At 42.1% G+C, this 25107-nt stretch carries 19 protein-coding genes; 16 read left to right on the plus strand and 3 right to left on the minus strand.

Features of this window, described 5'->3' with window-relative positions; translation table 11 throughout:
* Nucleotides 1–70 precede the first annotated feature (70 nt).
* A complete protein-coding gene (locus tag P2W82_RS15855; RefSeq protein ID WP_336516892.1) occupies nucleotides 71–1033 on the plus strand; it encodes a polyprenyl synthetase family protein in 963 nt (320 codons plus the stop codon).
* Between the two features lie 6 nt (nucleotides 1034–1039).
* A complete protein-coding gene (gene recJ, locus P2W82_RS15860) occupies nucleotides 1040–2755 on the plus strand; it encodes a single-stranded-DNA-specific exonuclease RecJ (RefSeq protein ID WP_336516893.1) in 1716 nt (571 codons plus the stop codon).
* Nucleotides 2756–2805: 50 nt separating this feature from the next.
* Here the strand turns inward: recJ and htpG are convergent, their stop codons facing one another.
* Nucleotides 2806–4656: a molecular chaperone HtpG gene (gene htpG / locus P2W82_RS15865; RefSeq protein ID WP_336516894.1), complete on the minus strand. Its 1851-nt coding sequence runs from the start codon at nucleotides 4654–4656 to the stop codon at nucleotides 2806–2808.
* Nucleotides 4657–4894: 238 nt separating this feature from the next.
* Between htpG and rpsF the strand changes: the two genes are divergently transcribed.
* The 6 genes from rpsF to P2W82_RS15895 all read left to right on the plus strand — a co-directional run bounded on the left by rpsF (nucleotide 4895) and on the right by P2W82_RS15895 (nucleotide 9228).
* Nucleotides 4895–5251, plus strand: coding sequence for a 30S ribosomal protein S6 (gene rpsF / locus P2W82_RS15870; RefSeq protein ID WP_336516895.1), 357 nt, complete (start codon nucleotides 4895–4897; stop codon nucleotides 5249–5251).
* Nucleotides 5252–5255: 4 nt separating this feature from the next.
* Nucleotides 5256–5522, plus strand: a complete 267-nt coding sequence (gene rpsR, locus P2W82_RS15875) for a 30S ribosomal protein S18 (protein WP_336516896.1) — start codon at nucleotides 5256–5258, stop codon at nucleotides 5520–5522.
* 97 nt (nucleotides 5523–5619) lie between these two features.
* Nucleotides 5620–6066, plus strand: coding sequence for a 50S ribosomal protein L9 (rplI, locus tag P2W82_RS15880; RefSeq protein WP_336516897.1), 447 nt, complete (start codon nucleotides 5620–5622; stop codon nucleotides 6064–6066).
* A 78-nt stretch (nucleotides 6067–6144) separates the two neighbouring features.
* Complete coding sequence (locus P2W82_RS15885) at nucleotides 6145–7755, plus strand: L,D-transpeptidase family protein (RefSeq protein WP_336516898.1); 1611 nt, start codon at nucleotides 6145–6147, stop codon at nucleotides 7753–7755.
* 160 nt (nucleotides 7756–7915) lie between these two features.
* Nucleotides 7916–8305, plus strand: a complete 390-nt coding sequence (locus tag P2W82_RS15890; RefSeq protein ID WP_336516899.1) for an RNA recognition motif domain-containing protein — start codon at nucleotides 7916–7918, stop codon at nucleotides 8303–8305.
* A 143-nt stretch (nucleotides 8306–8448) separates the two neighbouring features.
* Nucleotides 8449–9228 carry a rhomboid family intramembrane serine protease gene (locus P2W82_RS15895; RefSeq protein WP_336516900.1) on the plus strand — a complete coding sequence of 260 codons (780 nt, stop codon included), beginning with the start codon at nucleotides 8449–8451 and terminating at the stop codon, nucleotides 9226–9228.
* A gap of 298 nt (nucleotides 9229–9526) precedes the next feature.
* On the opposite strand, the gene P2W82_RS15900 is transcribed toward P2W82_RS15895, so the two are convergent.
* Together P2W82_RS15900 and P2W82_RS15905 are read right to left on the minus strand one after the other, a co-directional pair.
* A complete protein-coding gene (locus P2W82_RS15900) occupies nucleotides 9527–12856 on the minus strand; it encodes a PKD domain-containing protein (RefSeq protein WP_336516901.1) in 3330 nt (1109 codons plus the stop codon).
* A gap of 369 nt (nucleotides 12857–13225) precedes the next feature.
* Nucleotides 13226–13774, minus strand: a complete 549-nt coding sequence (locus P2W82_RS15905) for an RNA polymerase sigma factor (RefSeq protein WP_336516902.1) — start codon at nucleotides 13772–13774, stop codon at nucleotides 13226–13228.
* 220 nt (nucleotides 13775–13994) lie between these two features.
* Between P2W82_RS15905 and P2W82_RS15910 the strand changes: the two genes are divergently transcribed.
* The 8 genes from P2W82_RS15910 (at nucleotide 13995) to P2W82_RS15945 (ending at nucleotide 24811) form a co-directional block, all read left to right on the plus strand.
* The gene (locus tag P2W82_RS15910) at nucleotides 13995–16994 is read left to right on the plus strand and encodes a two-component regulator propeller domain-containing protein (RefSeq protein WP_336516903.1); all 3000 of its coding nucleotides are present in this window, start codon (nucleotides 13995–13997) and stop codon (nucleotides 16992–16994) included.
* Between the two features lie 40 nt (nucleotides 16995–17034).
* The gene (locus P2W82_RS15915) at nucleotides 17035–17679 is read left to right on the plus strand and encodes a response regulator transcription factor (RefSeq protein ID WP_336516904.1); all 645 of its coding nucleotides are present in this window, start codon (nucleotides 17035–17037) and stop codon (nucleotides 17677–17679) included.
* A gap of 365 nt (nucleotides 17680–18044) precedes the next feature.
* Nucleotides 18045–18623, plus strand: a complete 579-nt coding sequence (locus P2W82_RS15920) for a DUF4136 domain-containing protein (protein ID WP_336516905.1) — start codon at nucleotides 18045–18047, stop codon at nucleotides 18621–18623.
* 32 nt (nucleotides 18624–18655) lie between these two features.
* The gene (locus P2W82_RS15925; protein ID WP_336516906.1) at nucleotides 18656–18964 is read left to right on the plus strand and encodes a transposase; all 309 of its coding nucleotides are present in this window, start codon (nucleotides 18656–18658) and stop codon (nucleotides 18962–18964) included.
* Between the two features lie 19 nt (nucleotides 18965–18983).
* The gene (locus P2W82_RS15930) at nucleotides 18984–20150 is read left to right on the plus strand and encodes a BamA/TamA family outer membrane protein (protein ID WP_336516907.1); all 1167 of its coding nucleotides are present in this window, start codon (nucleotides 18984–18986) and stop codon (nucleotides 20148–20150) included.
* A gap of 51 nt (nucleotides 20151–20201) precedes the next feature.
* A complete protein-coding gene (locus tag P2W82_RS15935; protein WP_336516908.1) occupies nucleotides 20202–21932 on the plus strand; it encodes an arylsulfatase in 1731 nt (576 codons plus the stop codon).
* Nucleotides 21933–22088: 156 nt separating this feature from the next.
* Nucleotides 22089–23135: an HAD family hydrolase gene (locus tag P2W82_RS15940; protein WP_336516909.1), complete on the plus strand. Its 1047-nt coding sequence runs from the start codon at nucleotides 22089–22091 to the stop codon at nucleotides 23133–23135.
* Nucleotides 23136–23383: 248 nt separating this feature from the next.
* Complete coding sequence (locus P2W82_RS15945; RefSeq protein ID WP_336516910.1) at nucleotides 23384–24811, plus strand: DUF1254 domain-containing protein; 1428 nt, start codon at nucleotides 23384–23386, stop codon at nucleotides 24809–24811.
* The last annotated feature ends 296 nt before the right edge of the window (nucleotides 24812–25107 follow it).

Raw genomic sequence — 25107 nt, forward strand, 5'->3', positions numbered from 1 at the left:
CATTTTTTGTACCAATTGCACGTATAAACGAAAACTTGCACTGATTTATTCTTATGTTCGCAGCCCATTCATGAGTTTTTCTGCTGACATTATAGCTGACGAGTTAAAGGTGTTTGAATCTGTATTCAAGGATTCAGTAAAGAGCAATGTTCCTCTGCTGGACAGGATCATGAGATACGTTGTAAAAACCAAGGGAAAGCAGCTCAGGCCTATGTTTGTGCTGCTCAGTGCCAAACTAACGGGAACGATCAACGAAAGTACATACAGAGCTGCATCTCTCGTCGAATTGTTACATACCGCAAGTCTTGTTCATGACGATGTTGTTGACGAGTCAATGGAACGCAGGGGCTTTTTTTCAGTGTATGCGTTATGGAAAGCCAAAATCTCCGTGTTAGTTGGCGACTATCTCCTTGCCAAAGGATTGCTTTTATCGCTGGATCATAATGAATATACGATTTTGCAGATATTGTCGCAGGCAGTAAAACAGATGAGTGAGGGCGAATTGCTGCAAATGGAAAAATCAAGGAGCCTGAATATTTCTGAAGATGTTTATTTTGATATCATCCGGAATAAAACAGCTTCGTTGTTGGCAAGAGCCTGTTCGGCAGGAGCCTACTCATCCAGTCATGATCTTCAAATTGCGGAAAAAATGCGGCAGTTTGGGGAATCGGTTGGAATTGCTTTTCAGATCAAGGACGATCTGTTTGACTATGGCGACGCCGATGTCGGAAAGCCGACCGGCAACGATATAAAAGAAAAAAAACTCACTTTACCGTTAATATACACCTTGCAGCATGCGGATCGCAAACTCAAAAGGGAGTTAATTTACATTATCAAAAATCAAAACCGGATCAAAGAAAAGGTCAGCTTTATTATTGACGCAGTAAAAGATTCCGGCGGGATAAAGTATGCTTCAGAAAAAATGCTGAACTATCGGGATAATGCATTAGCGATTTTAAATGAGTTTGAAGACAGTGCAGTCAAAACTACGCTTACAGATCTTGTAAAATATACGACAGACAGAAACAAATAGGGGTTTATGGAAAAGAGGTGGACACTAAAAAGGCCGGATCGGACCAGGGTCAGCAGCCTGCAATCGGCATTACAGATCGACGAAACCCTTTGCAGTATTCTTGTCAGCAGAGGCATTTATGAATTCGAAGAAGCGAGATCTTTTTTCAGACCACAACTCACCGATCTTCATGATCCATTTCTGATGAAGGATATGGATAAGGCAGTGAATCGCATCAGGACGGCCATCAGCAGAAAGGAAAAAATTCTTGTCTTTGGCGATTATGATGTCGATGGTACTACGGCTGTCGCCATGATGTTCCAATTCCTCCGAGGAATTACTGATCCGGACCTTATCGAATTTTACATTCCACATCGTTACCGGGAAGGATACGGCCTTTCTGCGAATGGAATCCAGTTTGCAATTGAAGGCGGATATTCACTGATCATTACCCTTGACTGTGGCATAAAGTCTGTCGACCTCATCAGCTACGGAAATTCATTAAGCATTGATTTTATTATTTGCGATCACCATTTGCCCGGCTCAGAAATACCACCTGCTGTTGCTATTCTAAATCCTAAGCAATCCGACTGCAATTATCCGTATAAGGAGCTTTGTGGCTGCGGAGTAGGTTTTAAACTCATCACAGCAATAGCAAAACACTTCGATAAACCCACAGACGAGATTTATTGTTATCTCGATCTTGTAGCTACAGCAATTGCAGCAGATATAGTTCCCATCACCGGCGAAAACAGAGTACTCACGTATTTTGGTTTAAAAAAGATCAATGAAGATCCATCTCCCGGCATTAAAGCCTTACTTGCTTTAAACGGCTTAAAAACTTCACTCAATATCAGCAATGTGGTGTTCATCATTGCACCACGAGTAAATGCAGCTGGCAGGATGGATGATGCACGCAAAGCAGTGATGTTGTTTGTCGAAAAAGATCCTGTTAGAGCAGAAATTTTTGCGAAACAACTTCACACCGACAATACAGATCGTAAAGAAGCAGATTCGAATATTACTGATGAGGCGCTTGAATTGATTCAAAATGATCCGGAATTCGCCAATCGCAGATCAACTGTTTTATTCAGACCCCACTGGCATAAAGGTGTTGTTGGAATTGTTGCGAGCAGGCTGATTGAACATTATTTCCGGCCCACGATTATTCTGACACAAAGCGGAGATTATATCGCAGGAAGTGCGCGTAGCATTCCCGGTTTCAATATTCACGATGGATTGGATTATTGCAGTGATCTGCTGCTGGGGTTTGGAGGGCATTATTTTGCTGCAGGTCTTACTATGAATCCGGCCTTGTTACAATCATTCAGTTTGAAGTTTGACGAGATCGTTCGGAGAACAGTTCCTGAAGATCTTTTCACTCCGGAAATTGTGATTGATGCTGCTGTGGAATTTAAAAACCTCACACCACAATTTTTCAGGATACTCAACCAGATGGAACCTTTCGGCCCTGAAAATATGAATCCTGTTTTTGTTGCACGGAATGTGATAAACAAGGGTTCAAGAATTTTGAAAGAGAAACACATTCGCTTTGAACTTGGTCAGGGCAATTATAAATTCAATGGCATCGGATTTAATATGGCATCGCGATTCCCGATAGTAGAATCCGGAATGCCACTCGACATCGTTTTTTGCCTGGAAGAAAACGAGTTTCGTGATATAAAATCCCTGCAACTCAAAGTGTCAGATGTAAAGATTTCCAACCCGGACAACTTACAATGAAAAAGCCCGGTGTAGTAACACCAGGCCTATCAAAAAATCACATCAGATTATTAAGCATTTTCAAGATTGCTGACAACCTTATTTCCCTGCATCAATTCCACACTTCGGTTGATAAATGCCGTTATTCCATTACCCTTTAACAAGCCCTGGGAAAGCAACGCGAGATCCGCAAGGTTATGCACCTGTTTTTCTTTATGCTGCTGATCGCCATCCTGTAAAATGGAATTATATACCGGATGATTTCCATTAACCGTCAACGTTACTTCATCAGGCATGCTTCCGTAAAAGCTTCCCATAGAACCACTCAGCGCTGCCATATCTTTCATTCTCCTCATAAATTCCGGGCGGGTTGCCACAACCGGTGCGGAATCCGGACTCAACCCCTTTACTTCCACAGTAACATGAAGTTCACGAACCTGGCTGGTAAACAGATCTTTCAAAGTTGTTTTATCAGTTTCGGATAAAACACATTCACTGTTTTCGTGTTTATCGATCAGGTTATCGGTGATGTCAGCATCAACCCTGGCGAAATGTACATTCTCCCATTTCATTTCCATCTGGTTGATAAAAGAAGCATCAACAATTGTATCCAGGCGAACTATTTTATACCCTCTTGCCTCGGCTGCTTTGATATAACTATCCTGCTGAACTTTATCAGTAGTATACAGAATTACCAGTTTGCCATCTTTGTTTTTCTGAAGTGCCTCAGTTGCCAGTCGGTATTCTTCAAGCGTATAAAATTTATCTTCAGAAACATCCTGCATGATATGGAAATGATCAGCCTTTTCACGGAATTTGTCGTCCGTCATCATACCATACTTCACAAATAATCCAAGACTCTCCCACTTTTCTTCAAACCCTTTGCGATCGTTGCGGAAAATCTCATCCAGCTTATCAGCAACTTTCTTTGTGATGTGGTTATTGATCTTTTTCACGTTCGGATCACCCTGCAGATAGCTTCGGCTCACGTTCAAAGGAATGTCCGGAGAATCAATCACACCCTGCAGCAACATCAGAAACTCAGGAACGATTTCCTTTACTTCATCGGTTACAAAAACCTGGTTGGAGTAAAGCTGAATTTTATCCTTCTGAATCTCATAAGATTGCTTGATTTTCGGGAAGTAAAGAATACCCGTTAGATTGAAGGGGTAATCAACATTCAGGTGAATCCAGAATAAAGGAGTTTCGTTATAGGGATACAACTCCTTGTAAAAAGCTTCGTAATCTTCTTTATTTAATTCTGACGGCTTACGGATCCATGCGGGACTGGTGTTATTAATCTGCTTGTCCCTGAAGTATATCGGAACCGGTAAAAAGCGGCAAAATTTTTCGAGAATACCTGAAATGCGATCAGCATCAAGAAACTCTTCACTTTCCTTATTGATGTGAAGAACGATGCTCGTGCCGCGAGCTTCTTTCTCAGTTTCTTCAATAATATATTCCGGACTTCCGTCACACTCCCAGCGAACGCCTTTGCTTCCATCCCTGTAAGATTTGGTAAATATTTCAACACGCTCACTCACCATGAATGCACTGTAAAAGCCCAAACCAAAATGACCGATGATATTTGCTTCTTCTTTGCCTTTGTATTTTTCCAGGAACTCCTCAGCACTGGAGAATGCCACCTGGTTGATGTACTTGTCTACCTCTTCCGCGGTCATTCCAATACCACGGTCTGTTATTGTTAAGGTCTTTGCCTGTTCATCGAGAGCAATATCAATTCTCAATTCTCCAATCTCGCCTTTTGCTTCGCCTGTAGAGGATAATGTTTTCAGCTTTCTGGTAGCATCCACTGCGTTCGCGATCAGTTCCCTTAAAAAAATATCATGATCGCTGTACAGAAACTTCTTAATGATCGGAAAAATATTCTCGGTATGGACCCGAATCTGACCTTTTTGCATAAAATCGTTGTTTTAAATATGGTCATTTCAGGAGTCAAAAGCAGTGCCACTGCATACTATGCTGCCATCATGACAATTGAAGCCGAACGTTGAACGTTAAACGTTGAACGTTAGACCCTGAGACTCAAAAGCTTACCTATAATTTTGAGAACACAAATAAAGTAGGCGGTTTTTGCCCCCTTTTCCGGCCATTCCCTTAACTTTGCAGCCCATTTATTAAATCACCAAATTCAGGGAAATGCAGAATTACGAAATGATGGTGATTTTTACCCCTGTTCTGAGCGAAGAGGATTTTAAAGCAGCTCAGAAAAAGTATGTTGACTTTATCAAAGCCAATGGCGGAGATATCGTTAACGAAAATCCCTGGGGGTTGAAATCACTGGCCTATCCCATCCAGAAGAAAACCACTGGTATCTACTGGGTGTTGGAGTATTTAGCGCCATCCGACATTAACGAAAAGCTGAAAATTCAGCTCCTGCGTGACGAACAGGTACTACGTCACATGGTAATCAAACTCGATAAATACGCCGTCGAGTACAATGCCAGAAAGAGAAGTGGTGTAAAAACAGCAGTCGATAAAGCAGTGGAGGCTTAATATCATGGCAAAAGCAAATGAAATTAAATACCTGACGGCTATCAAAACTGAAAAGCCCAGGAAGAAATTCTGCCGCTTCAAAAAATATGGCATCCGCTATATCGATTACAAAGACGCCGAGTTTCTTAAGAAATTTTTGAACGAACAAGGTAAAATGTTGCCACGCCGTATTACAGGGAACTCCCTGAAATACCAGCGTAAAGTATCTGAAGCCATCAAACGTGGCCGCCAGATGGCAATTCTGCCTTATGTAACAGACCTGTTAAAGTAGAACCTCCCACCTAATTCGTACACGCTTTTGTGTATGATGACAGTCCCGGCAATGAAGCCGGGGTTGGAGGACCGGGAAAACTTAAAAAAGGAAAATCATGCAAGTAATTTTAATTCAGGATGTAAATAACCTCGGCGGTGCGAACGAAGTAGTTTCCGTTAAGAATGGTTATGCAAGAAACTACCTGATTCCGCAAAAATTCGCTGTTGAAGCTTCTCCTTCCAACATCAAACAACTGGAAGAAAGACTAAAACAGATTAAAAAGAAGGAAGACAAGATGCTGGCCGAGATCAACAACGTGATCCAGGTGTTGAAAGAAGGACCAGTAAAAATCGGTGCAAAAACCGGTACTTCCGGAAAAATCTTTGGTAGCATTACCAATGTTCAGGTAGCAAGAGAAATCCGCGAACAAAAAGGATATACCATCGACCGCCGTCGTATCCATCTTCTTGACGAAATCAAGGAACTGGGTACTTATAAAGCAAAAGTAGATTTCGGTAATGGTAACGAAGCCGAAATGGAAATTGAAGTCGTTGCTGAATAAGCCGGCAGTTGATAAACGAAATAAAAGCCTCCCCCTCGGGAGGTTTTTTTATTTTAGTCATAAATAACATAGTTTTTCATGAGACGAATTCTGCACTTGATGATCCTGGTCGTGGCGGCATTTAGTTGTAAAAGTGAAAAGAAACGAGCAGCAGTACAGCCGACTGCAAAGGACAGTGTGGTCGTAGCCGATCCTTCCATCCCCGGTAATTTCAGTACGCAGACAAAGCTGGTATTTGACAGTACAAGAGTCGATAGTTTCCTGACTAAATTCCCTATGTTTAAAGTGTACGAAAGCGATCTCCGCAAGTTCTACCAGATGCGTAATTACGCTTATGCATGGTATGATCAGAAAGGATTGATCGAACAGACGGAAGACATTTTCAATCGCCTGACCAATGTGCACGACGAAGGTCTTCCTGAGAAAGTGATTTATATGACAGAGTTCCGGGCGATGATTGACAGCGCCGAAACCGATGTGATTGATAACCCCAAACCCGACCCGTACACTGAACTTATGATAACCGCTGAATATTTTAATTATGCGCGCAACGTATGGACCGGCGTCGATGAAAATACCTCTAAAAAACTGGAATGGTTCCTGCCAAGAAAGACATTAAACTATAAAGAGTTCCTGGATTCCATTATAAACTCGATTCAGCAAGGTAAGAAGATTGAAGAGCCTGTTCATCCGCAATACAGCATGCTCCGTGAGTACCTGAAAAGATTCAGGGAGGCGGAAAAAAACGGCAATTGGATGGCAATCAAAACCGGCAGGAAAAAAATCGTGAAAGGTGATTCGGGTGAAGATGTACGATTGCTAAGGAAGCAACTTTTCCTTAGCAAAGATCTCACATTTGACAGTCAGTCCCCGGTCTTTGATGATAGCCTCGAAGCAGGCGTAAAAAGCTTTCAACAACGGTATGGCCTGAACGAAGATGGAGTTGTTGGACCTGCAATTTTGAGAGAAATGAATGCACCTCTGGAAACCCGGATTCGCCAGATCATTGTCAATATGGAAAGGGCTCGTTGGGTATCATCTAAACCGGCACCCAACTTTTTGCTCATCAATATTCCTCAGTTTAAGCTTACAGTTATTGAAAACAACAAAACCGCCTGGGAGTGTAATGTGGTTGTTGGTAAGGAAATGCACAAAACAGTTATCTTTCGCGGCGATCTTAAATATGTAGTCTTTAGTCCGTACTGGAACGTTCCACCAGGTATCCTGAAGAATGAAATATTACCGGCCATCAAAAGAAACCCCGATTATCTTGCCAGGAACAACATGGAATGGAATAATGGCGGTGTACGTCAGAAGCCCGGACCTGGTAACGCTTTAGGAAAGGTCAAATTTTTGTTCCCCAATACCTATAATATCTACCTGCACGATTCTCCATCTAAACCTTTATTTAAAGAGGAAAAGCGGGCTTTCAGTCATGGCTGTATCCGGGTTTCTGAACCCAAAAAACTTGCGGTGTATCTCTTGCGAAACGACAGCAGCTGGAATGAAACAAAAATTGATGCTGCAATGAACAGCACAAAGGAGAAGTATGTCACCTTAAAAGAAACTGTTCCCGTAAACATTGTTTATTTTACAGCCTGGGTAGACGAACACGGAAAGTTGAATTTCAGGGATGATGTGTACAAACGCGATGCCCGTTTACTGGAATCTATTTTCCCAAAAAAGTAATATATGCGGGCAATAACATTAAAAAATAACTGTTATCTTTAATTTGGTGAATTCGTAGTTAGTTCTCAGGTGTCCTGAAGTGACCTCGCAATTTTCAGTTCTCTTCGAGCATTCATGCGGCTAATCGTTTCACGTGTTTTATCAGTAAATTATTTTCACAATGAACATCTATGTTGGCAACATGAATTTTAATCTCGGAAACGAGGATCTGTTCAACCTCTTTTCCCAATTCGGCGAGGTTACCTCTGCAAAAATCATCAATGACAAAGAATCCGGAAGGAGCAAAGGTTTCGGCTTTGTCGAAATGGAAAACTCTGAAGATGCTTTAAAGGCTATTGCCAGCCTTAACGAAAGTGAAGTTATGGGACGTAAACTTATCGTTAACGAAGCTCGTCCCCAGGAAAAATCCGGCGGCGGTGGCGGCGGTGGTTTTAAAAAGAGAAGCTTTGGCGGCGGCGGTGGCGGCGGCTACAATAAAGGTGGCGGCGGTGGCGGCTACAATAAAGGCGGTCGCAACGGCGGAGGCCGTGATCGATACAACGAATATTGATTGAAATTCTCCGATAAACTTCTTAAAGCTGATCATCATCGATCAGCTTTTTTTATTGCCATCATGAATAGAATTTACTTCGGTTATCAATTCAGTCATAAGTCTTAACTTTCAATTGCCTTTAACCAATACATAACCGATACATGTTTCCTATCAGCGATGACAACTCCGACAGGCATTTAACTCCCCTCGTAAACTATGTCCTTATTGCCATCAACATTTTCGTTTTTATTTTTTTACAGGGAATGGGAAACAATCTCAGTTTTACCTATGCATTTTCTACCGTTCCGGCGGAAATACTTTCAGGAACAGATATAGTTACCCAGGGAGAAGTCGTAAGAGATCCGAACACCGGACAAACATTCCAGGTGCCAGGGCTTCAGCCAACACCGATATCTGTATATTTCACTCTCATCTCCTCGATGTTCATGCATGGTGGTTGGGGACACTTGCTGGGAAACATGTTATTCCTCTGGATATTCGGCGATAATATTGAGAACCGACTGGGTCATGGCCGTTATCTTACTTTCTATCTGCTCTCCGGAATTCTTGCATCACTGAGCCATGTTTTATTTACAGTTGTTGCCAACCAATCAGGAATGACGCCAAGCCTCGGAGCCTCCGGAGCGATTTCAGGCGTGATGGGCGCATATCTAATCTTGTTTCCCAGGCGTAAAGTCAATGTGCTCCTGTTGCGATTTATCGTAGCAGTGCCGGCAATAGCAGCATTAGGCATCTGGATTTTATTTCAGATCATAAGCGGTATCGGTGCATTTGGAATGGACGGTGGCGGTGTTGCTTACGCAGCTCATATCGGAGGATTTCTTGCGGGAATGCTGTTGATTAAGCTCTTCGATCGAGGTCAAAGATATGTTGACGAAGGTCTTTCCCGCCGACAGGATTTCCGCAGGAGAAATTATTAATAAGGGCCCGCTATTAAGTGAGTTGCAGGCGATGTTGTTCGTTGTTCGTTATTCGTTGTTCGTTGTTCGTTGTTCGTTGTTCGTTGGACTGCATTTTTGCAGATATATAGAATAGTAGGTTATTAATTGTATACTGAAAATGGAGATCGAAAAAGTGCAAGGATAATTCCGGCCTTGACTGTGAAATCTGAGCAGACTCCGACTCCGAAATTCCCTTATGTCCCGATTTTGATTGGGATTCACGTAGCAAACGGCAGACCCTCTTTAAAACCTGGTAATACAGACCTAACAGGTCTCTCTAGTACACAACCATTCTTACAGTAGCTGGTTTTTGTTTATTATTCGATACTCTTATAAAATAAACACCTGGTAAAAGCGCGTGGCTGATGTCGTAATAGTATATGCCTGCAGTTACAGATCTTTTATCAGTGTAATGTACTTTGCCTTGCGTGTCAGTAATCCGGATGGAAATCTCTGAGCTTTCCGGAACGCCTAACCGAAGACCATATATCCTTCCTGTTTTCACCGGGTTTGGAAATAATTTGGCAGTCAGCTGTTTTGAATCGATGTTCACCAGGGCAAACTGTTGTTCGCGTGTACAGCCCAAACTATCGGTAACGGTCACTTTGTATTTACCTTCTTTCAATAAACGTTCCGTAATATTTTCAACTCCATCGGTCCATACAATTTTATAAGGCCCCACACCTCCGGACACACTTATGCTGATCTTTCCATTGCCATGATCAACAGGGTGCTTAGTATTTGCAGATATCTGTAACGGCTCCGCTATCGTGAGTGATACACGGGTTACACTATCGCAGCCGTTGACAGACCTGTCATTGAAATTATAGATCCCGGACACTGTAGATCCGCGATAATTTCCACCGCTGCAAATGGTAGTCGAAAAATACGCAGTGTCTTTCCCCTGCCATGCGGCCTGTGCAGAAAAGCTGAAATCATTTTCTATCATCGATCTGCGAACAAGATCAACCAGGCCGGTGTAACCAAGATAGGTTATAGAGTTTTGCGTAGCCGTTTTTTCGAAACCTCCGATGCTGAGATACATTGATTGGAAATATTCATCCGCAACCAATATACTGTTGAATCCGACTACCTCGCCATTTACCATCATCTTCATTCCTGAAGCGCCAAAGCTGACTCCAACCGAGTTCCATTGATTCAGCTTCAGCGGACCTTCGATGCCAGGAGCTATATTTCCAATCACAACACCGTTAACATCCCAGGTAACTCCCCCCCATCTTGTGTAAAGCATCCGGATATAACGTCCACCTGTACCTGCAAAATTAAGAATGCAGCCAGTATCCGCAAACTGAGCAGGACCTCCCTGCATTTTATAAGGTAACCCTGGATAGATTTTCAATTCAAGTGTACCAGACTTAAATACACGTGAAACACGCCCCGTCGGATCCTGAGAAGAATACCTCAGAGCCGTATTGTAGGAAGGATAAGTGGTGCTATCTATGCTAAATTGTGCCACACGCCTGCATGCAGAATCAATAAATTTTACACGGCTTACATAACCGGTAGAAGAAAAATCAAGACTATCGATCAGTACGTCATTCAAGTCAATTACGACTGTTTTAGTATCGACCCTGCCAATACTGTCCACACGCGTAAGTTTCGTAACGTATACGCCTTTTTTAGTGTACACATGTTTTGCATTTTTTGCTGTATCGGACCCGCCATCCCCAAAATCCCAGAGATAACTTGTGAGGCATGGTGCCAGTGCTTTGAAATCTACTGTCAGATTATTAATCGTAGCTGAATAGAGCGCATTCAGATTAGTATACCTGACCCTCGCAGTATCGCTTTTAATAAGGCAGCCCTCTTTCTCAGCAATGGTGTAATAATAACCAGTATCTCTTGCACGGAAACTGGCCAGCGAAGTCGGCGGTTGTGCCACACCGTTAACATACCAGGTGAAGGAATATCCGGCAACAGGTTGATAAATAAAAATATTCGTTGAATCGGCAGGACAAACAGTAGCGAGTCTGCTATAGAATCTCATCCTTGGTACGTTAATACTTCCAACCTGGTAGGCCTGTTTGAGGCCAAAGCCGTTCACCAATTCGCAATACGGTGCAATATTAAATTCATATGTCGTTTCGCACCTGTCCTTCCTGTAAACGAAAGAGTCAATATTTTCTACATCCGTGTAAGTCCATTCGTAGGTAGTACTTTTCTTTACACCGATGCGATATCTAATTCCGGTATTCAACCAACGCATCGTAATTGTTGAATCCGTCTCCTGGTGCCTCACCTGTGTTACATAATTTTCTGTACAGGCAAGTGAATCGCAGGGAACGCCTTTTGTGGTTGCGGCTACACATTGCCGTATTAAAGCACCTGGATACGGTCCATAGATGTACCGGAACAGCGAAACATAGGCTTTTTGTGTACAATAACTCATAATAGTTCCGCCATTCACAGGAGCCGGGCCTGGTGGACATAAACCTTCAACCGGCGCACAGTTGTCAATCGGACCTCCTGGCCAATCGCACCTATGCGTGTGAGGTGAACCCAGGAGGTGACCAGTTTCATGCATGAAATTATGCGTAGCCTGTGAATATTTCGGATACATCGAATAACTCTCAGCTGCTGTTGAAATTGCAACAGGTTTTCTTACAAGGCTCGTGTCCATAATCGAACCGCGGGCAGCCGAATTACCGACATGAAGGTTTGAAATGATATGAATAATATCTGTTGGTACATCAAAATTATTCGCATGAACATACTTGTCATATTTTTCGAAATACGCATAAATATCAGCAGCACCCTGGAATATATCTGGTTGATCCCAGATGAAAATTTCACTTAAGCGCATCTCGACACCTTCGTTGTGAAGCACTGCGGCGTTCAGGTTGAAAAGTCCTATCGAGTAAGCTATCGTTCTTTCTATATCACGCCCATTGTACTGAAACATGCTATAAGTGACTTCAATGCGCATCCTGATGATCCTGCACACTTCAGCGGTTCTGTTTGCCGGATTTTTTTTAAGCAAAGCGATATTCTTTGCAAGCGCTTCATCATCAGCGATACATTCAGGAGCGATTTCATCCGGTTGATTAGTATCTTCAAAACGTACAATACTATCTGCCGGACTTGATCCGACACTTTGGTAAAATTCCGATTGTCCGCCACCATGTACAACACCATAGACGCCTTTTGGTGTGATAGAAAACGCGGTAAATGAATTGGGATCGTTTTCGATAACTCCGGCATATTGACTTCTAAGAAATGGTTCAACATCGATGTGTCGTTTGCTGCTGGTATTAACTACAAAGCCGGGCATAGCAATATCCTGTTTCACGAGGCTCAGCTGTACTTGCTTTCCGTTTTTTGATGGTACTGTCAGGGAAATTTTTCCATTCGCATCACGCATTTGCATCATCACCTGCTGATCAAGACTGAAGAAAGAACTACTTCCAAAAACCTTCCCCGAAATATTTCCTGTAGGATTGAGTTTCCTGAATGGTGATTTGTTTAGCTTGATCGTATGCTGGGACTTGGTTTTATCCATCCAGGACTTCAGTCTCTCATTCGACTGAGCGTGACAAATTATTTGCAATAAAAAAATATGCAGGAACAATATCGCAAACTTCCTCATTACGATGGGTTTCAGGGTATAGGGTCGATCTCAAAAATAACTAATAAAAAAAGCAGTTACAAGCCGGCAATAGCCTTTTATTGAAAATTAATTTTTGCAGAACTCATTATTAATGAATCCTTTGCAGCTTGCAAAAAGCCTGAATGTTCACATCAACCTATTCCATCTTTTTTTAATTCGAAATAAAAGGATAGTCGTCCTTTTTACTTAACTGAAGTGCGCCGGGCCATGCCGGTCTTACACCGTAATACAACGGCCGGACATGCCGGGCAAGTATATTAACCGACGTTCCATTTTGACGTGGCCGGATAAAATTATTTACAAATGAAAAGCCAAAATCGAGAAGAAGACAACGGTCAATTTCTGCCTTTATCCGGCAGCTTTAGTTCCTGATTCGAGTTTCTCTTTTAGAATTTTTGTTGCTTTGCGAAGTTGTTTGTCGACCGTGTCGTAAGGGCGTTTTACTTTTTCAGCGATTTCGGTTAGGCTTAGTTGATATAGCCGCTTCAATATGAATACCGTACTGTATTTCGGAGGCATCTGGACCAGGCATTTTTTTACAAAGCCAGCCAATTCGGATGCCCCATCTTCAGGGATATATATTCTCCTTTTCAGGTGGGCACTCTTCGCGATATGCGATTGATACAACTGCTTGTTGCGGATAAAATTTTTACTCCTGTTGGAAACAGCCCGATGAAGATACGCACCTACATTGCTGATCCCATCCAACCGGAGATCACTATTGTACAGATCAAAGAATAATTCCTGCACAATATCTTCCGCGGAGTTTTTATCCCCGAGTATGGCGGATGCTATAAATAATAGTTGCTCCCGATAATCGTTATAGTATCCTACGAAACTCTTTTCAGCGATTGCACCGAATTCTACCGGGTTTATTGCACTGTCATTTTGTACCATTTCTGAATCAATTTCCTTTACTAAATGTTGTCGATCTTTTCCGGGATTCCGGGCTTGAAACTGCAATGCTAATATCCAGGGAGCCTGATGATGATATGAAGCAAAACTATCTGCGTCAATCTAAAAGACTGATCATAGTTTTAATACTATATTTATAGCAGATTCTGTTACAAAAAATATATGTGGTAACATTGAAATGAACCCGATCAGCATTAAATGTTTGCGAGTCGCACTTATCGCTTTTTTGAACCTCTCCTGTATTAATTTAATTGCTCAGCAATATTATATTGAACATATCACGACGGAAAACGGACTTCCACAGAATAGTATCAAAGGACTTGAACTCGACAGAAAAGGTTATTTGTGGATCGGCACGGAGGTGGGCATTGCCAGGTTTGATGGTGCTCAATTCAAATTGTACAATCACAGCAACACACAGGGAATAAGTTCGGTACGATCCACCTTGATGGGCATCCTGGAGGATGGCAATGTCTATGTGCGGATGGAGGACAAGAATTTTTATAAAATGACGGACTCCAACCGGCTTATTCACTTTTCTTCCGCTGCTGAAGAAAAAAAAGCCGATATACAACTCCAGCTTCCTCATCAGATTTTTGATGGCTGTCGGGCAAAAATTTCAGGGGGATTTCAACCCTCCTGGACCCTTCCGGAAGCCAAGGACATAGCCAAATCCGTATTCAACTGCATGTCGGTTATCGGGGACCGTTATATATATTTCAATTCGGCCAGGGATTTGATCATGGCCGATTCCGGATTGACAAGTTTCGCCAAACTAAAAGTCGAATTTGTAAATGCAGTCAAACGGAACCCGATTAGTTTGACATCAGCATTTTCTTTTATTAAAGACGACAATCATTATTACCTACGTATAGACAGCATTATTTATTCGATCGATTTTCAACCTGGCATTAAAAAGTTAAAGCTAAAACCTGTCATCCCTGTCGGCGAGCTTTCGAATATCAGTTTCCTGAAGCATATCCCGGCAGCAGGAATCAGTTTTGTTGGAACGATGAGTAATGGCTTATACATCATTCGCAAAAAAGAATTCTCTGTAAAAAGTTTTGACGATGCTGAGTCCAATGTGATGTACGCGCTGGCTCCTTACGGAAACAACGGCGTGCTGACAAAAAAAGGAGCATTTACAGATCAAAAAACATTGTTGCTTTATGGATATACTTCAGAGAGTTTACTCAGAACTTCCAATGGGGATTATTACATGAACAAGATCAGAACTTCCGGCGAGTCAGGAATTGTGAGACTAGATAGCAATCTCCGGGAATTATCATTTCTACCTGTACGCCGCTTCAAAACTTCGTGCATGCGTGAGTTTCTCGACGGCTCGATCTGGGTTTCCGATTTTGCCAGCCTTGGAAAAATAACTCCCAGGGGAATTGAATGGAAATTCAAACCCGAATCGATTTCGAAAAACTTTCATATTGCCACTTTTATAGAAACATGTACAAAAGAAATATGGATCGGTGGTACCAACGGAATTATCGTGTTGGATAGCACAGGTAAGGCAAAAGAAATTCCCGGTTTAAAAAATATCCGTTTTTTGCGGGAAGATGAAAATGGTGTTGTCTGGGCAGGGACTTATGGATCTGGGTTTTATGCAATCAGGGAGGGACGAGCCATTCCACTTCCGCTTGATAAGCAAGGTTATTTGTCAATGGTGCATTGCATGCTTGAAGACGACAAAGGTCGGATATGGATCACTTCAAATCGTGGTTTGTTTGTATGTAATGCAAAAAATCTGAACGATTATATCGATGGCAAATCGGAGGTAGTTTACTATCATTATTTTGACAAAACTTCCGGCTTTAAAACAAATGAATTTAACGGGGGTTGCAATCCCTCAGGTGTACGTTTACGTAATGGCAATTTTGCATTTCCTACAATGATGGGTGTTTGCATTTTCAATCCTGATAAAATCACGGTATTACAGCCTGATCAGAAAATTTATGTTGATGAAATTCTAATTGATGAGGCGCGGCTTCCGCAGTCCGAAAACGACGTCATCATTCCGCAAAATGTAACCAGCCTCCAATTTCAGGTCAGCTCACCTTATTTCGGGGATCGATACAACAACAATATTGAATACCAGGTGGAAGGATTAGATAAAGAATGGCATTCTTTAAGTCAGAATGGAATGATCCTGCTGGGAAAATTACCCCAGGGCAAATACAAACTTAACCTGCGAAAGAAGACAGGGCTTGACACTGACATTTATTCTGAAAGTTCAATCAAATTTGAAGTAAAACCTGCATGGTATAAAACAAGATTGTTTTTCTCCATTGCTATAGTGTTACTGCTGCTTGCTTCATTCGTTGTGATCAGGTGGAGATTGAATGTACTGGTCAGGCAGAAAAACAAACTTGAGCAGGAAGTAAAAGAACGAACAAAAGAACAGGAAGTACTGATCGAAAGTCTTGAACAAACGGTAAAAGAACTGGAAGATTCAAAAGAAGAGGTAATTCAGCAAAGTAGTTTCATGGAAAATCTCGCGATGATCCTTGCACACGATCTTGAATCCCCTTTGCGATTTTTTGGCGATGAAATTGAAAGACTGGAGAGATATTCGAGGAAGAGCCAGGATATCCAGATTAATCAGATCAGCCAGGAGCTGAAAAAAACGTCTAAAAACGTGTATAGTTTTGTTGAAGATTTCGGTTCATGGCTCGGCGCGATAGGTAAGAACTTTAAACCAAATGTCCGTCCTACAGATCTGAATATGCTTGCACTGGAGCTTAACGATTTTTTTGCTTCATTGATGCAGTCAAAATCCAACAGGCTCGAGATAGAAATAGCACCCGGTAAAAAAATAATTACAGATCGCCACCTCTTAAAAATCATTCTTAGAAACCTGATCGACAATGCAAATAAATACTCTTCCAATAGCATCATCAGGGTCAAACTTATTTACAGGAATAATTCGTGCAGTATTTCTGTATCTGACGAGGGGAAGGGAATGCCGCATTCAGTAATTAAACGCATCAACGACAGACAAGCTTCTGATGTAAACCCATATCATTTTGACTGGGAGGAAAAAGGACATGGATATAAGTTCATTTTATTTTTCTGTAGTTTATTGGGGTTGCAGGTGCATATTGATTCTTCAGCGGAAAACGGAAGCAATGTAGTACTTGGTCCCTTCCTGTTGGATGAACGGCACGAGAGGGGTGCAGCTACTAAAATTTAATGCCTTAAATTGTGCCCTAATTGTTGCTTATTAGGTTGTTTTGATTTCGATTCTGCACATAGATGACCACAGCATAGTCCGCGCCGGAATTAAATCCCTGTTACGTGAAAACATGGAGGTAAGTGCATTTGATGAAGCTGACAATGAAGCCGAAGCCATCAGGTTGCTCAAGAAAAACAGGTATGACCTGGTATTGCTCGATATTAATCTTCCCAATTTTGATTTCAGTGGGTTTATGCAATGGATCCTGCGATGGAACCCTCATGAAAAAGTATTAGTGCTCACCATGCATAAAGAAGAAGTGTACGGACTTCGATGTATAAACATGGGAGCCATGGGTTATCTGGAAAAAACGGCACACAATGCAGAAATCATTTATGCTGTAAAACGTGTGCTAGAAAACAAAAAATACATCAGCACCAAACTCTCTGAGTTCCTGCTGGAGAATAAAGTCGGGAAAACACCATTAAATCCATTCACAGGTCTCTCTGACCGCGAACTGGAAATTGCTAATTTATTGAATGCAGGCAAATCCCTTCCGGAGATATGTACCATACTCAGCATCCAGTATTCGACGGGCAATACTTACAAGAGAAGAATTTTTGAAAAACTAAATGTTCAGAGCCTGCTCTCGCTGAGCAAACTTATGCAGGCGTACAATATGACGGGCGAAGGAAACAATTGATTCCGTGGACGCAGTTGAAATCAATTTTTCTGCTACTATTTGTATAGAGATACAGTCTTAAAACAAGTATCTACAAGTTAATGGGTATATTTAAAAAAAGTTGCACGATTTTGGCGAATAAGTTTCTGAGGAGTGTCTTAATTAAGAAAAGATGAGCTAATTTAAGTCACCTTAATTCGCTTACAAATGCTCAACCGGCATTCTACTATTAAAATCCATTGTCATCTCCCTTTTGACACTGATTAGCAGTACACCATCAACGTACCCCTTATTAATAAAATGTTGAAGTCAGCTGACACTGACTAAATCATCTATACTGCACTACCAGGCAGTTAAAGCCACATTATCTTTTGAAAAGATTTTGTATGAAGTCTGCTATCAGGATATTTCCGGTAATTGTCATAATACTTTATGCACTCTCATGCAGCCCCTCATTAAAGGTGTATTCCGATTACGACAGATCTCAGACTTTCACGAAGTTTAAGACCTATGCTCTATTTGCATCAGACAGTTCAAAACCTGCACTCAGTGAACTGAACAAGAAGAGAATTTTATCTGCGATACAATCAGAAATGGTTAAAAAGGGTTTCATTGAAAATACCACCAAACCGGATCTGCTGGTTAATGCCGTTGCTGTTAGAAAAAATGAAGTGGGTGTATCATTTGCGACAGATTATTACGGATACGGTGGAGTGTACCGACCTTATGCATGGAGCGGAACATTGGGCCTATCATCAGGTACTACCTATCAATACGATACTTACCAGGATGGCTCGCTAATCATCGATATCGTAGACGCATCAACAAAAAAAGTAGTTTGGGTAGGTACGGGCACAGCCAGGATCGATCGACCGTTAAAAAATCCTGATCAGCAGATACCTGAATTTATCGCAAAGATCATGGCAGGCTTTCCGCCGGGAGCTCCAGGAACTCCATTACCCTAACAATAATTCTATCAAGTGAAAAAAATCACCCGGTGACAAAACAAAGAAGAACATTCAAACTGGAGGAAAAACTTCGGATTATTCTGGAGGCAGGTGAAAATGGAATGACTGCTACCAGGGAAAAATATGGCCTCGCCCATAGTGTTTTATTACGATGGAGAAATGAATTTAAGGACGGAATGCATCCGAGGGAAACATTTCTTAATGATCTCCAGGCCGAGCTCAAACATATCCGTGAAGAAAATGCCAGGCTCAAAAGGATAATAGCAGAGCAGGTATTGGAACTGCAAATCAAATCAGAGACCATTCAGAAATTCAGCATACAAAAAAACATCTGTTGAAGTACCCGTGAATATCAAAATGAAAAATCCCGTAGTCACACTTCATTTATTCGTTACAATTGTCTTTTGTCCTTCCATGGCAATGAGCCAGGGAAAAACAAAATTCAGTTTAAAAGATTCACTTGATCACAAACTCGATCTCAGCGACTGGATCATCAATGCGAACGGATTTATTCCCGTACCGGTAATTATCACTGAACCTGCGCTGGGTAATTTTGGGTTTGGCATTGCACCGGTCTTTCTTAAAAAGAAACCCCCGATAGTAACTGATGGGAAAGCTACACCTGTCCCTCCGGATATCACTGCTGCCGCTGCAGCATATACCTTAAATAAAACCTGGTTTTTAGGTGGAGGAAGAATGGCCACTATTCCAAAGCTGCGATTGCGTTACAAGATCGGTGGCGGATACGCGAATGTTAACATGGACTATTATCGTGAGATAGCCAGCCAGGGCGAAAAACAATTCGGCTTCAACCTGAAAACAATCCTGGCTTATGGGTACCTCGGCAGACAGTTGCATGATCCCCGTTTCCAGGTGGGAATACAATACCTGTCTCTTAATGTAAAGCTGAAGTTGCAGAATGGATCTCAACTCCCGGATTTTGTCAAAGACAAAGAAGTAAAAAGCAATGTGGGAGAATTGGGTGTGGTAGGTGAATACGATTCAAGAGATAATATTTTCACACCTGACCGGGGAGTTAAGTTGCATGCGCATGTCAACTTCAGTGACAACATTTTTGGCAGCAGTTACGACTATCAACGGCTCAACAGTTATATGTACTGGTATGTTCCTGTCTTTCATCGAAAAGAATCAGGGAAAAACTGGATCAGCGGTTTTCGTGTGGACTATCAGCAGATGTTTGGCGATCCTCCTTTTTTCATTGTGCCCTATATTGATTTACGCGGTATTCCCACGATGCGTTACCAGGGCAAAGTGAACATCCTTGCCGAAACTGAACAGCGCTGGGATTTTGTGCGACGCTGGAGCCTGTTGGCCTTCGGTGGTCTTGGAAAAGCGTTTAATGATTACAGTGAGTTTGGAGATGCAGAGTTGGTATACAATTACGGGGCAGGGTTCAGGTATCTATTGGCGAGGAAGTTCAAACTCCGTTGCGGGATTGATATTGCGCGTGGACCGGGCAACTGGGCATATTATATTGTTTTTGGAAGCTACTGGCGTAAATAAAACTCAGGACTTAACAATCATTTTTATAAGCACATTTTAAACCAAAAACACATGAAGTCAAAAAACAAATCACCTCATTTTTCCCGGTCGCTAAAATTGCTGGCGCTGGGTTTGGCCGCGACGCCGGCGTTGTTTGCACAAAGTCAAAAACCGAACATATTGGTATTATGGGGTGATGATATCGGAACTACAAATATTAGTTCCTATTCTGGCGGAGTGATGGGATATGAAACACCAAACATCGACCGGCTTGCTAATGAGGGTTTAAAATTTCTACATTATTATGGGGAACAATCCTGTACTGCAGGCCGCGCTGCATTTCTCACCGGTCAGCATGGTATCAGAACAGGCCTGACCAAGGTTGGCTTTCCCGGCGCTCCCATGGGTATGAGCCAGCTGGATCCTTCTATCGGAGGGATTATGAAAAATCTAGGCTATGCAACCGGGCAGTTTGGGAAAAATCACGTCGGCGACAGAAATCCGTCGCTACCTACAGTGAATGGCTTTGATGAGTTTTTTGGAAACCTGTATCATCTCAATGCAGAAGAAGAGCCTGAACAACCTGATTATCCAAAAGATCCGGAATATCTGAAAAAATACGGACCCAGGGGGGTGCTTCGTTGTGTCGCTACGAGTGTGGATGATCCTACTGTGGACCCACGCTTCGGAAAAGTAGGTAAACAAAAAATAGAAGATACCGGGCCATTGAATATAAAGAGAATGGAAACTGTAGATGACGAAACTTCCGATGCCGCGATCGATTTTATGAAACGCCAGCATGCGGCGGGAAAACCTTTTTTCACCTGGTTCAATGCCACCAGGATGCACCTTCGAACACATGTAAGAAAAGATCATCGAGGCAGGTACACACACGGCGACAGCGAATATATTGACGGTATGATAGAGCATGATGAAACTATCGGAAAAATTCTGAAAGCACTGGATGACATGGGAATTGCGAATAATACCATCGTTGTTTATTCAACCGATAACGGGCCTCACATGAACACCTGGCCCGACGGAGCGATGACTCCATATCGTTCCGAGAAAAACACGAACTGGGAAGGCGCATTTCGTGTACCCTGTATCGTGAGATGGCCGGGTCACATCAAGGCAGGAACTGTAACAACAGAGGTCATGAGTCATAATGACTGGCTCCCGACGTTTGCTGCCATCGCAGGAGAACCTGATATCAAAGCCAAACTGGCTGCCGGATATACCGCCAATGGAATCAATTATAAAGTTCACCTGGACGGATACGATCAGTCAAAATTTCTTACGTCGGTACAGGGAACTGCTGGAAACAACAATGGTGTTAAAAGTGCACGCGACAATTTCTTTTATACAGATGATGATGGCGCCCTGGTCGCTTTCCGCGATGGTGATTATAAGTATGTATATGAAGAGCAGCGTGCACCGGGAACCTTACTTGTTTGGGGAGAACCATTTACAAAGCTCCGTCTTTCCAAAATATATAATCTTTACCAGGATCCTTTTGAACGGGCTGACATTACATCCAATACATATTGGGACTGGCTTTTAAGCCGGGCTTTCCTTATATACGGTAGTATGGAAAAAGTATTTGCATTTGTGGAAACATTCAAAGATTATCCACCACGCTCATTCCCACCAAGTTTCACGCCGACCACCATTGTAGAAGAAACGTTGAAAAGAATCAAAGTCGGTGGTGAGTTGAAGAGGATAATGCCTCAGCTCATCCAGGAAGCGGAAGCTGCGCCTAAACCTGCAGCACCAGCACCTGCGAAGAAAAAGAAGAAATAATAATCATTAAGAGGCCCGGCCAGTCCCGCACAATTGCGGGGCTGGTTCTTCGGGTTAAGGAAGTTTGGAACAAGGAAAGCTGAAAAATATCGTCACTATTGAAAAACATACAACCAGGTATTTAAATTGATTTTTGCCAATGCACAAACATCAGTTATGAAAAAAACTTTACAATGGATTTTGATTCTGACTGCATCTTTCCTTTCAATAACTCGATGTAAAAGCAAATCTGAGGGGAGCGAGACTGAAACAATTGATTCTACAAGCAATGCTGCGCCTGTTTCGGTAGCACATTTATCCAGCTGGAATGATGGAGATACAAAAACGGCAATTACCGATTACGTCAGGAAGGTCACAGCACAGGGAGATGCAGCATTCATTCCGGTTGAAGATCGCATTGCCGTCTTCGACAATGACGGAACACTCTGGGCGGAACAGCCCCTTTATTTCCAGATGATATTTGCGTTTGATCGTATCCGTCAGATTGCGCCTGAACATCCCGAATGGAAGAATAAAGAGCCTTTTAAATCACTCCTGGCAGGTGATATGAAAAAAGTGTTTGCCCAGGGCGAGATGGCATTGATTGGAATAATGAATGCAAGTTCTGCAGGTATGACAGGCGCTGAGTTTACAACGATTGTTCAGCAATGGATGGACACTGCAAGGCATCCCATTTCTAAAAAGCCCTACACCAGTATGGTTTATCAGCCGATGCTGGAATTGTTGCAATACCTCCGCGAAAATCAGTTCAAAACTTTTATTGTATCCGGTGGTGATATTGATTTCATGCGTGCTTGGACAGAAAAAACTTATGGTATTCCCAACTACCAGGTAGTAGGTAGTTCTTTAAAAGCGCAGTACGGACTAAACAAAGACAGCGTTCCATCCATCAACAGATTGGCGCAATTTGATTTTCTTGATGACGGACCTGGAAAGCCTGTCGGTATTTATCGTCATATCGGTCAGCGACCAGTTTTTGCCGCCGGCAATTCTGATGGTGATTACCAGATGCTGCAATGGACAACAACGGGAACGGGCACACGATTAGCAATTATTGTACATCATACGGATTCAGTGCGTGAATGGAAATACGATCGCAATTCACCTATCGGGAAACTGGATAAAGGTTTAACCGACGCACCAAAATATGGTTGGAAACTGGTGGATATGAAGAACGACTGGAAAGTTATTTTTCCGAAGTAAATTCGAACTATGAATTTCGAAGGACAATTGACTAATTTAAAATAAGTGAGCTGCAGTAGCAGTTGAGGCGTCGTCTGGAACTAAGTACGAATGCCGAAATGTGAAGGGCTGAATGTACGGGCTTTAACAGAGGTATGCAGTAGAGGCAATATCTGTGTTGATTCCGGATAAATGATGAACGAGTTAATGAAAATGTATTGATAGCAATTGCAAGGAGAATAATCTATTTTACCATCTAAATTATTATCATGTTGAAAGTCGCGCTGTCTTTTTTTATGTTGATGTTTCTGATATCATGTAATCAAAATAGTTCTGACAAGTCAAATACAGAGGAAGCAACTGTGGCATCGGATGTAGCAAATGCAGACAGCAATCTTGTCCGGATTGCGAAAGAGGCCTATATCTACGGGATGCCATTGGTAATACTGGATGTTTCGCGCAGGCAATTTGAGGATCCATCTGCGGGTGAACTTTTTACTCCACCCAATACATTCAATCACAAATCAAACTTTCCTGATGCGAATTTCAGATCTGTGGTTCGTCCAAATGCAGATACCTATTATTCAACGGCAATGCTGGATCTTTCGGAACAACCTGTTGTTCTTTCTCTTCCTTCTACTAATGGAAGATATTACATGATGCCAATGCTTGATGCTTATACAAATGTATTTGCATCTCCAGGTACAAGAACAACAGGAAATGAAGCGGGAATTTATCTGGTTACCGGACCCAAATGGACAGGTACTATTCCGCAGGGAATGAAAGAAATAAAATCGCCGACAAATAATGTCTGGCTCGTAGGAAGAACGCAGGTTAACAGTAAAGCTGATGGCGATAAAATTGTAGTGCCTTTGCAACATAAATACAAGCTTGTACCGCTGAGTTTCTGGGGCAAAACCTTTTCACCTCCGGAAATCAAACCCGATCCTTCGGTTCCCAAAGGAGATCCAAATGCCTACGTGAAGGGTTTATCAACAGAAGATTTTTTCAATTACATGAATCAGCTACTCGAAAAAAATCCTCCTCCTGCGGCAGACAAAACTGCTTTGGAAGAATTTGTCAAGATAGGTGTAGTGCCGGGGAAAAAATTTGAGCTTAGTACTTTACCTGCCGGAGTTGCTGATAAAATAAAAAATCTTCCTTCAGAAGTTTTCGATGCATTTGATCAGTTGCTGAAAGGTGGTCAGCAAAATCTTGAAAATGGCTGGCGCATTTCAAGAAAAGGCATTGGCACTTACGGGACAAATTATAATGAAAGGGCATTGATTGCCTATATGGGATTGGGAGCTAACCTGCCGGAAGACGCAATCTATCCTTCAACATCTGTCGATGCAAATGGCAATGCATTGAATGGAGCGAACAAATATGTTCTGCATTTTGATAAAGGCAAAACACCTCCGGCAAACGCATTCTGGTCATTGACTATGTACGATCCTGATGGGTATATGGTCGCTAACGCTATCAACAGAAATGCGATCGGCGACAGAAGTAATCTGAAAAAAAACAGCGACGGGTCCGTCGATATAATTATACAGAATGAATCACCTGGGAAAGCGGTGGAAAGCAACTGGCTTCCTGCACCAAAAGGAGACTTCAATGTGTTGTTAAGAGTCTATTGGCCAAAAACAGAAATGCTGGATGGGAGCTGGAACATTCCTGCGATAAAGAAGTTGTAAATAACCTGGGCATTTTCTGAAGCGGCGGAATAATTTTAAATGTCAAATCAAAACCGATCAGTCTGGAAAAAAACTTTTTCATAAAAGAAATTGAATAATTTTATGTACTGCTATTATCAGAAAGAGTATTAACGGCAAATAATAGAAACAATTTTCGGTTTTATTAATTGCCGTTGATATTGCCAAACGTTTGATTGCCTTGGTGAATGCGATAATATAATATTCCTTCCCTATACACCTTATTAGTTCGTATCCATAATTCCCAGGAGATAATTTTATAAGGACCTCTGGTTACA

This window comes from Pollutibacter soli (genome assembly GCA_029269725.1).
GTDB classification, from domain to species: domain Bacteria; phylum Bacteroidota; class Bacteroidia; order Chitinophagales; family Chitinophagaceae; genus Pollutibacter; species Pollutibacter soli.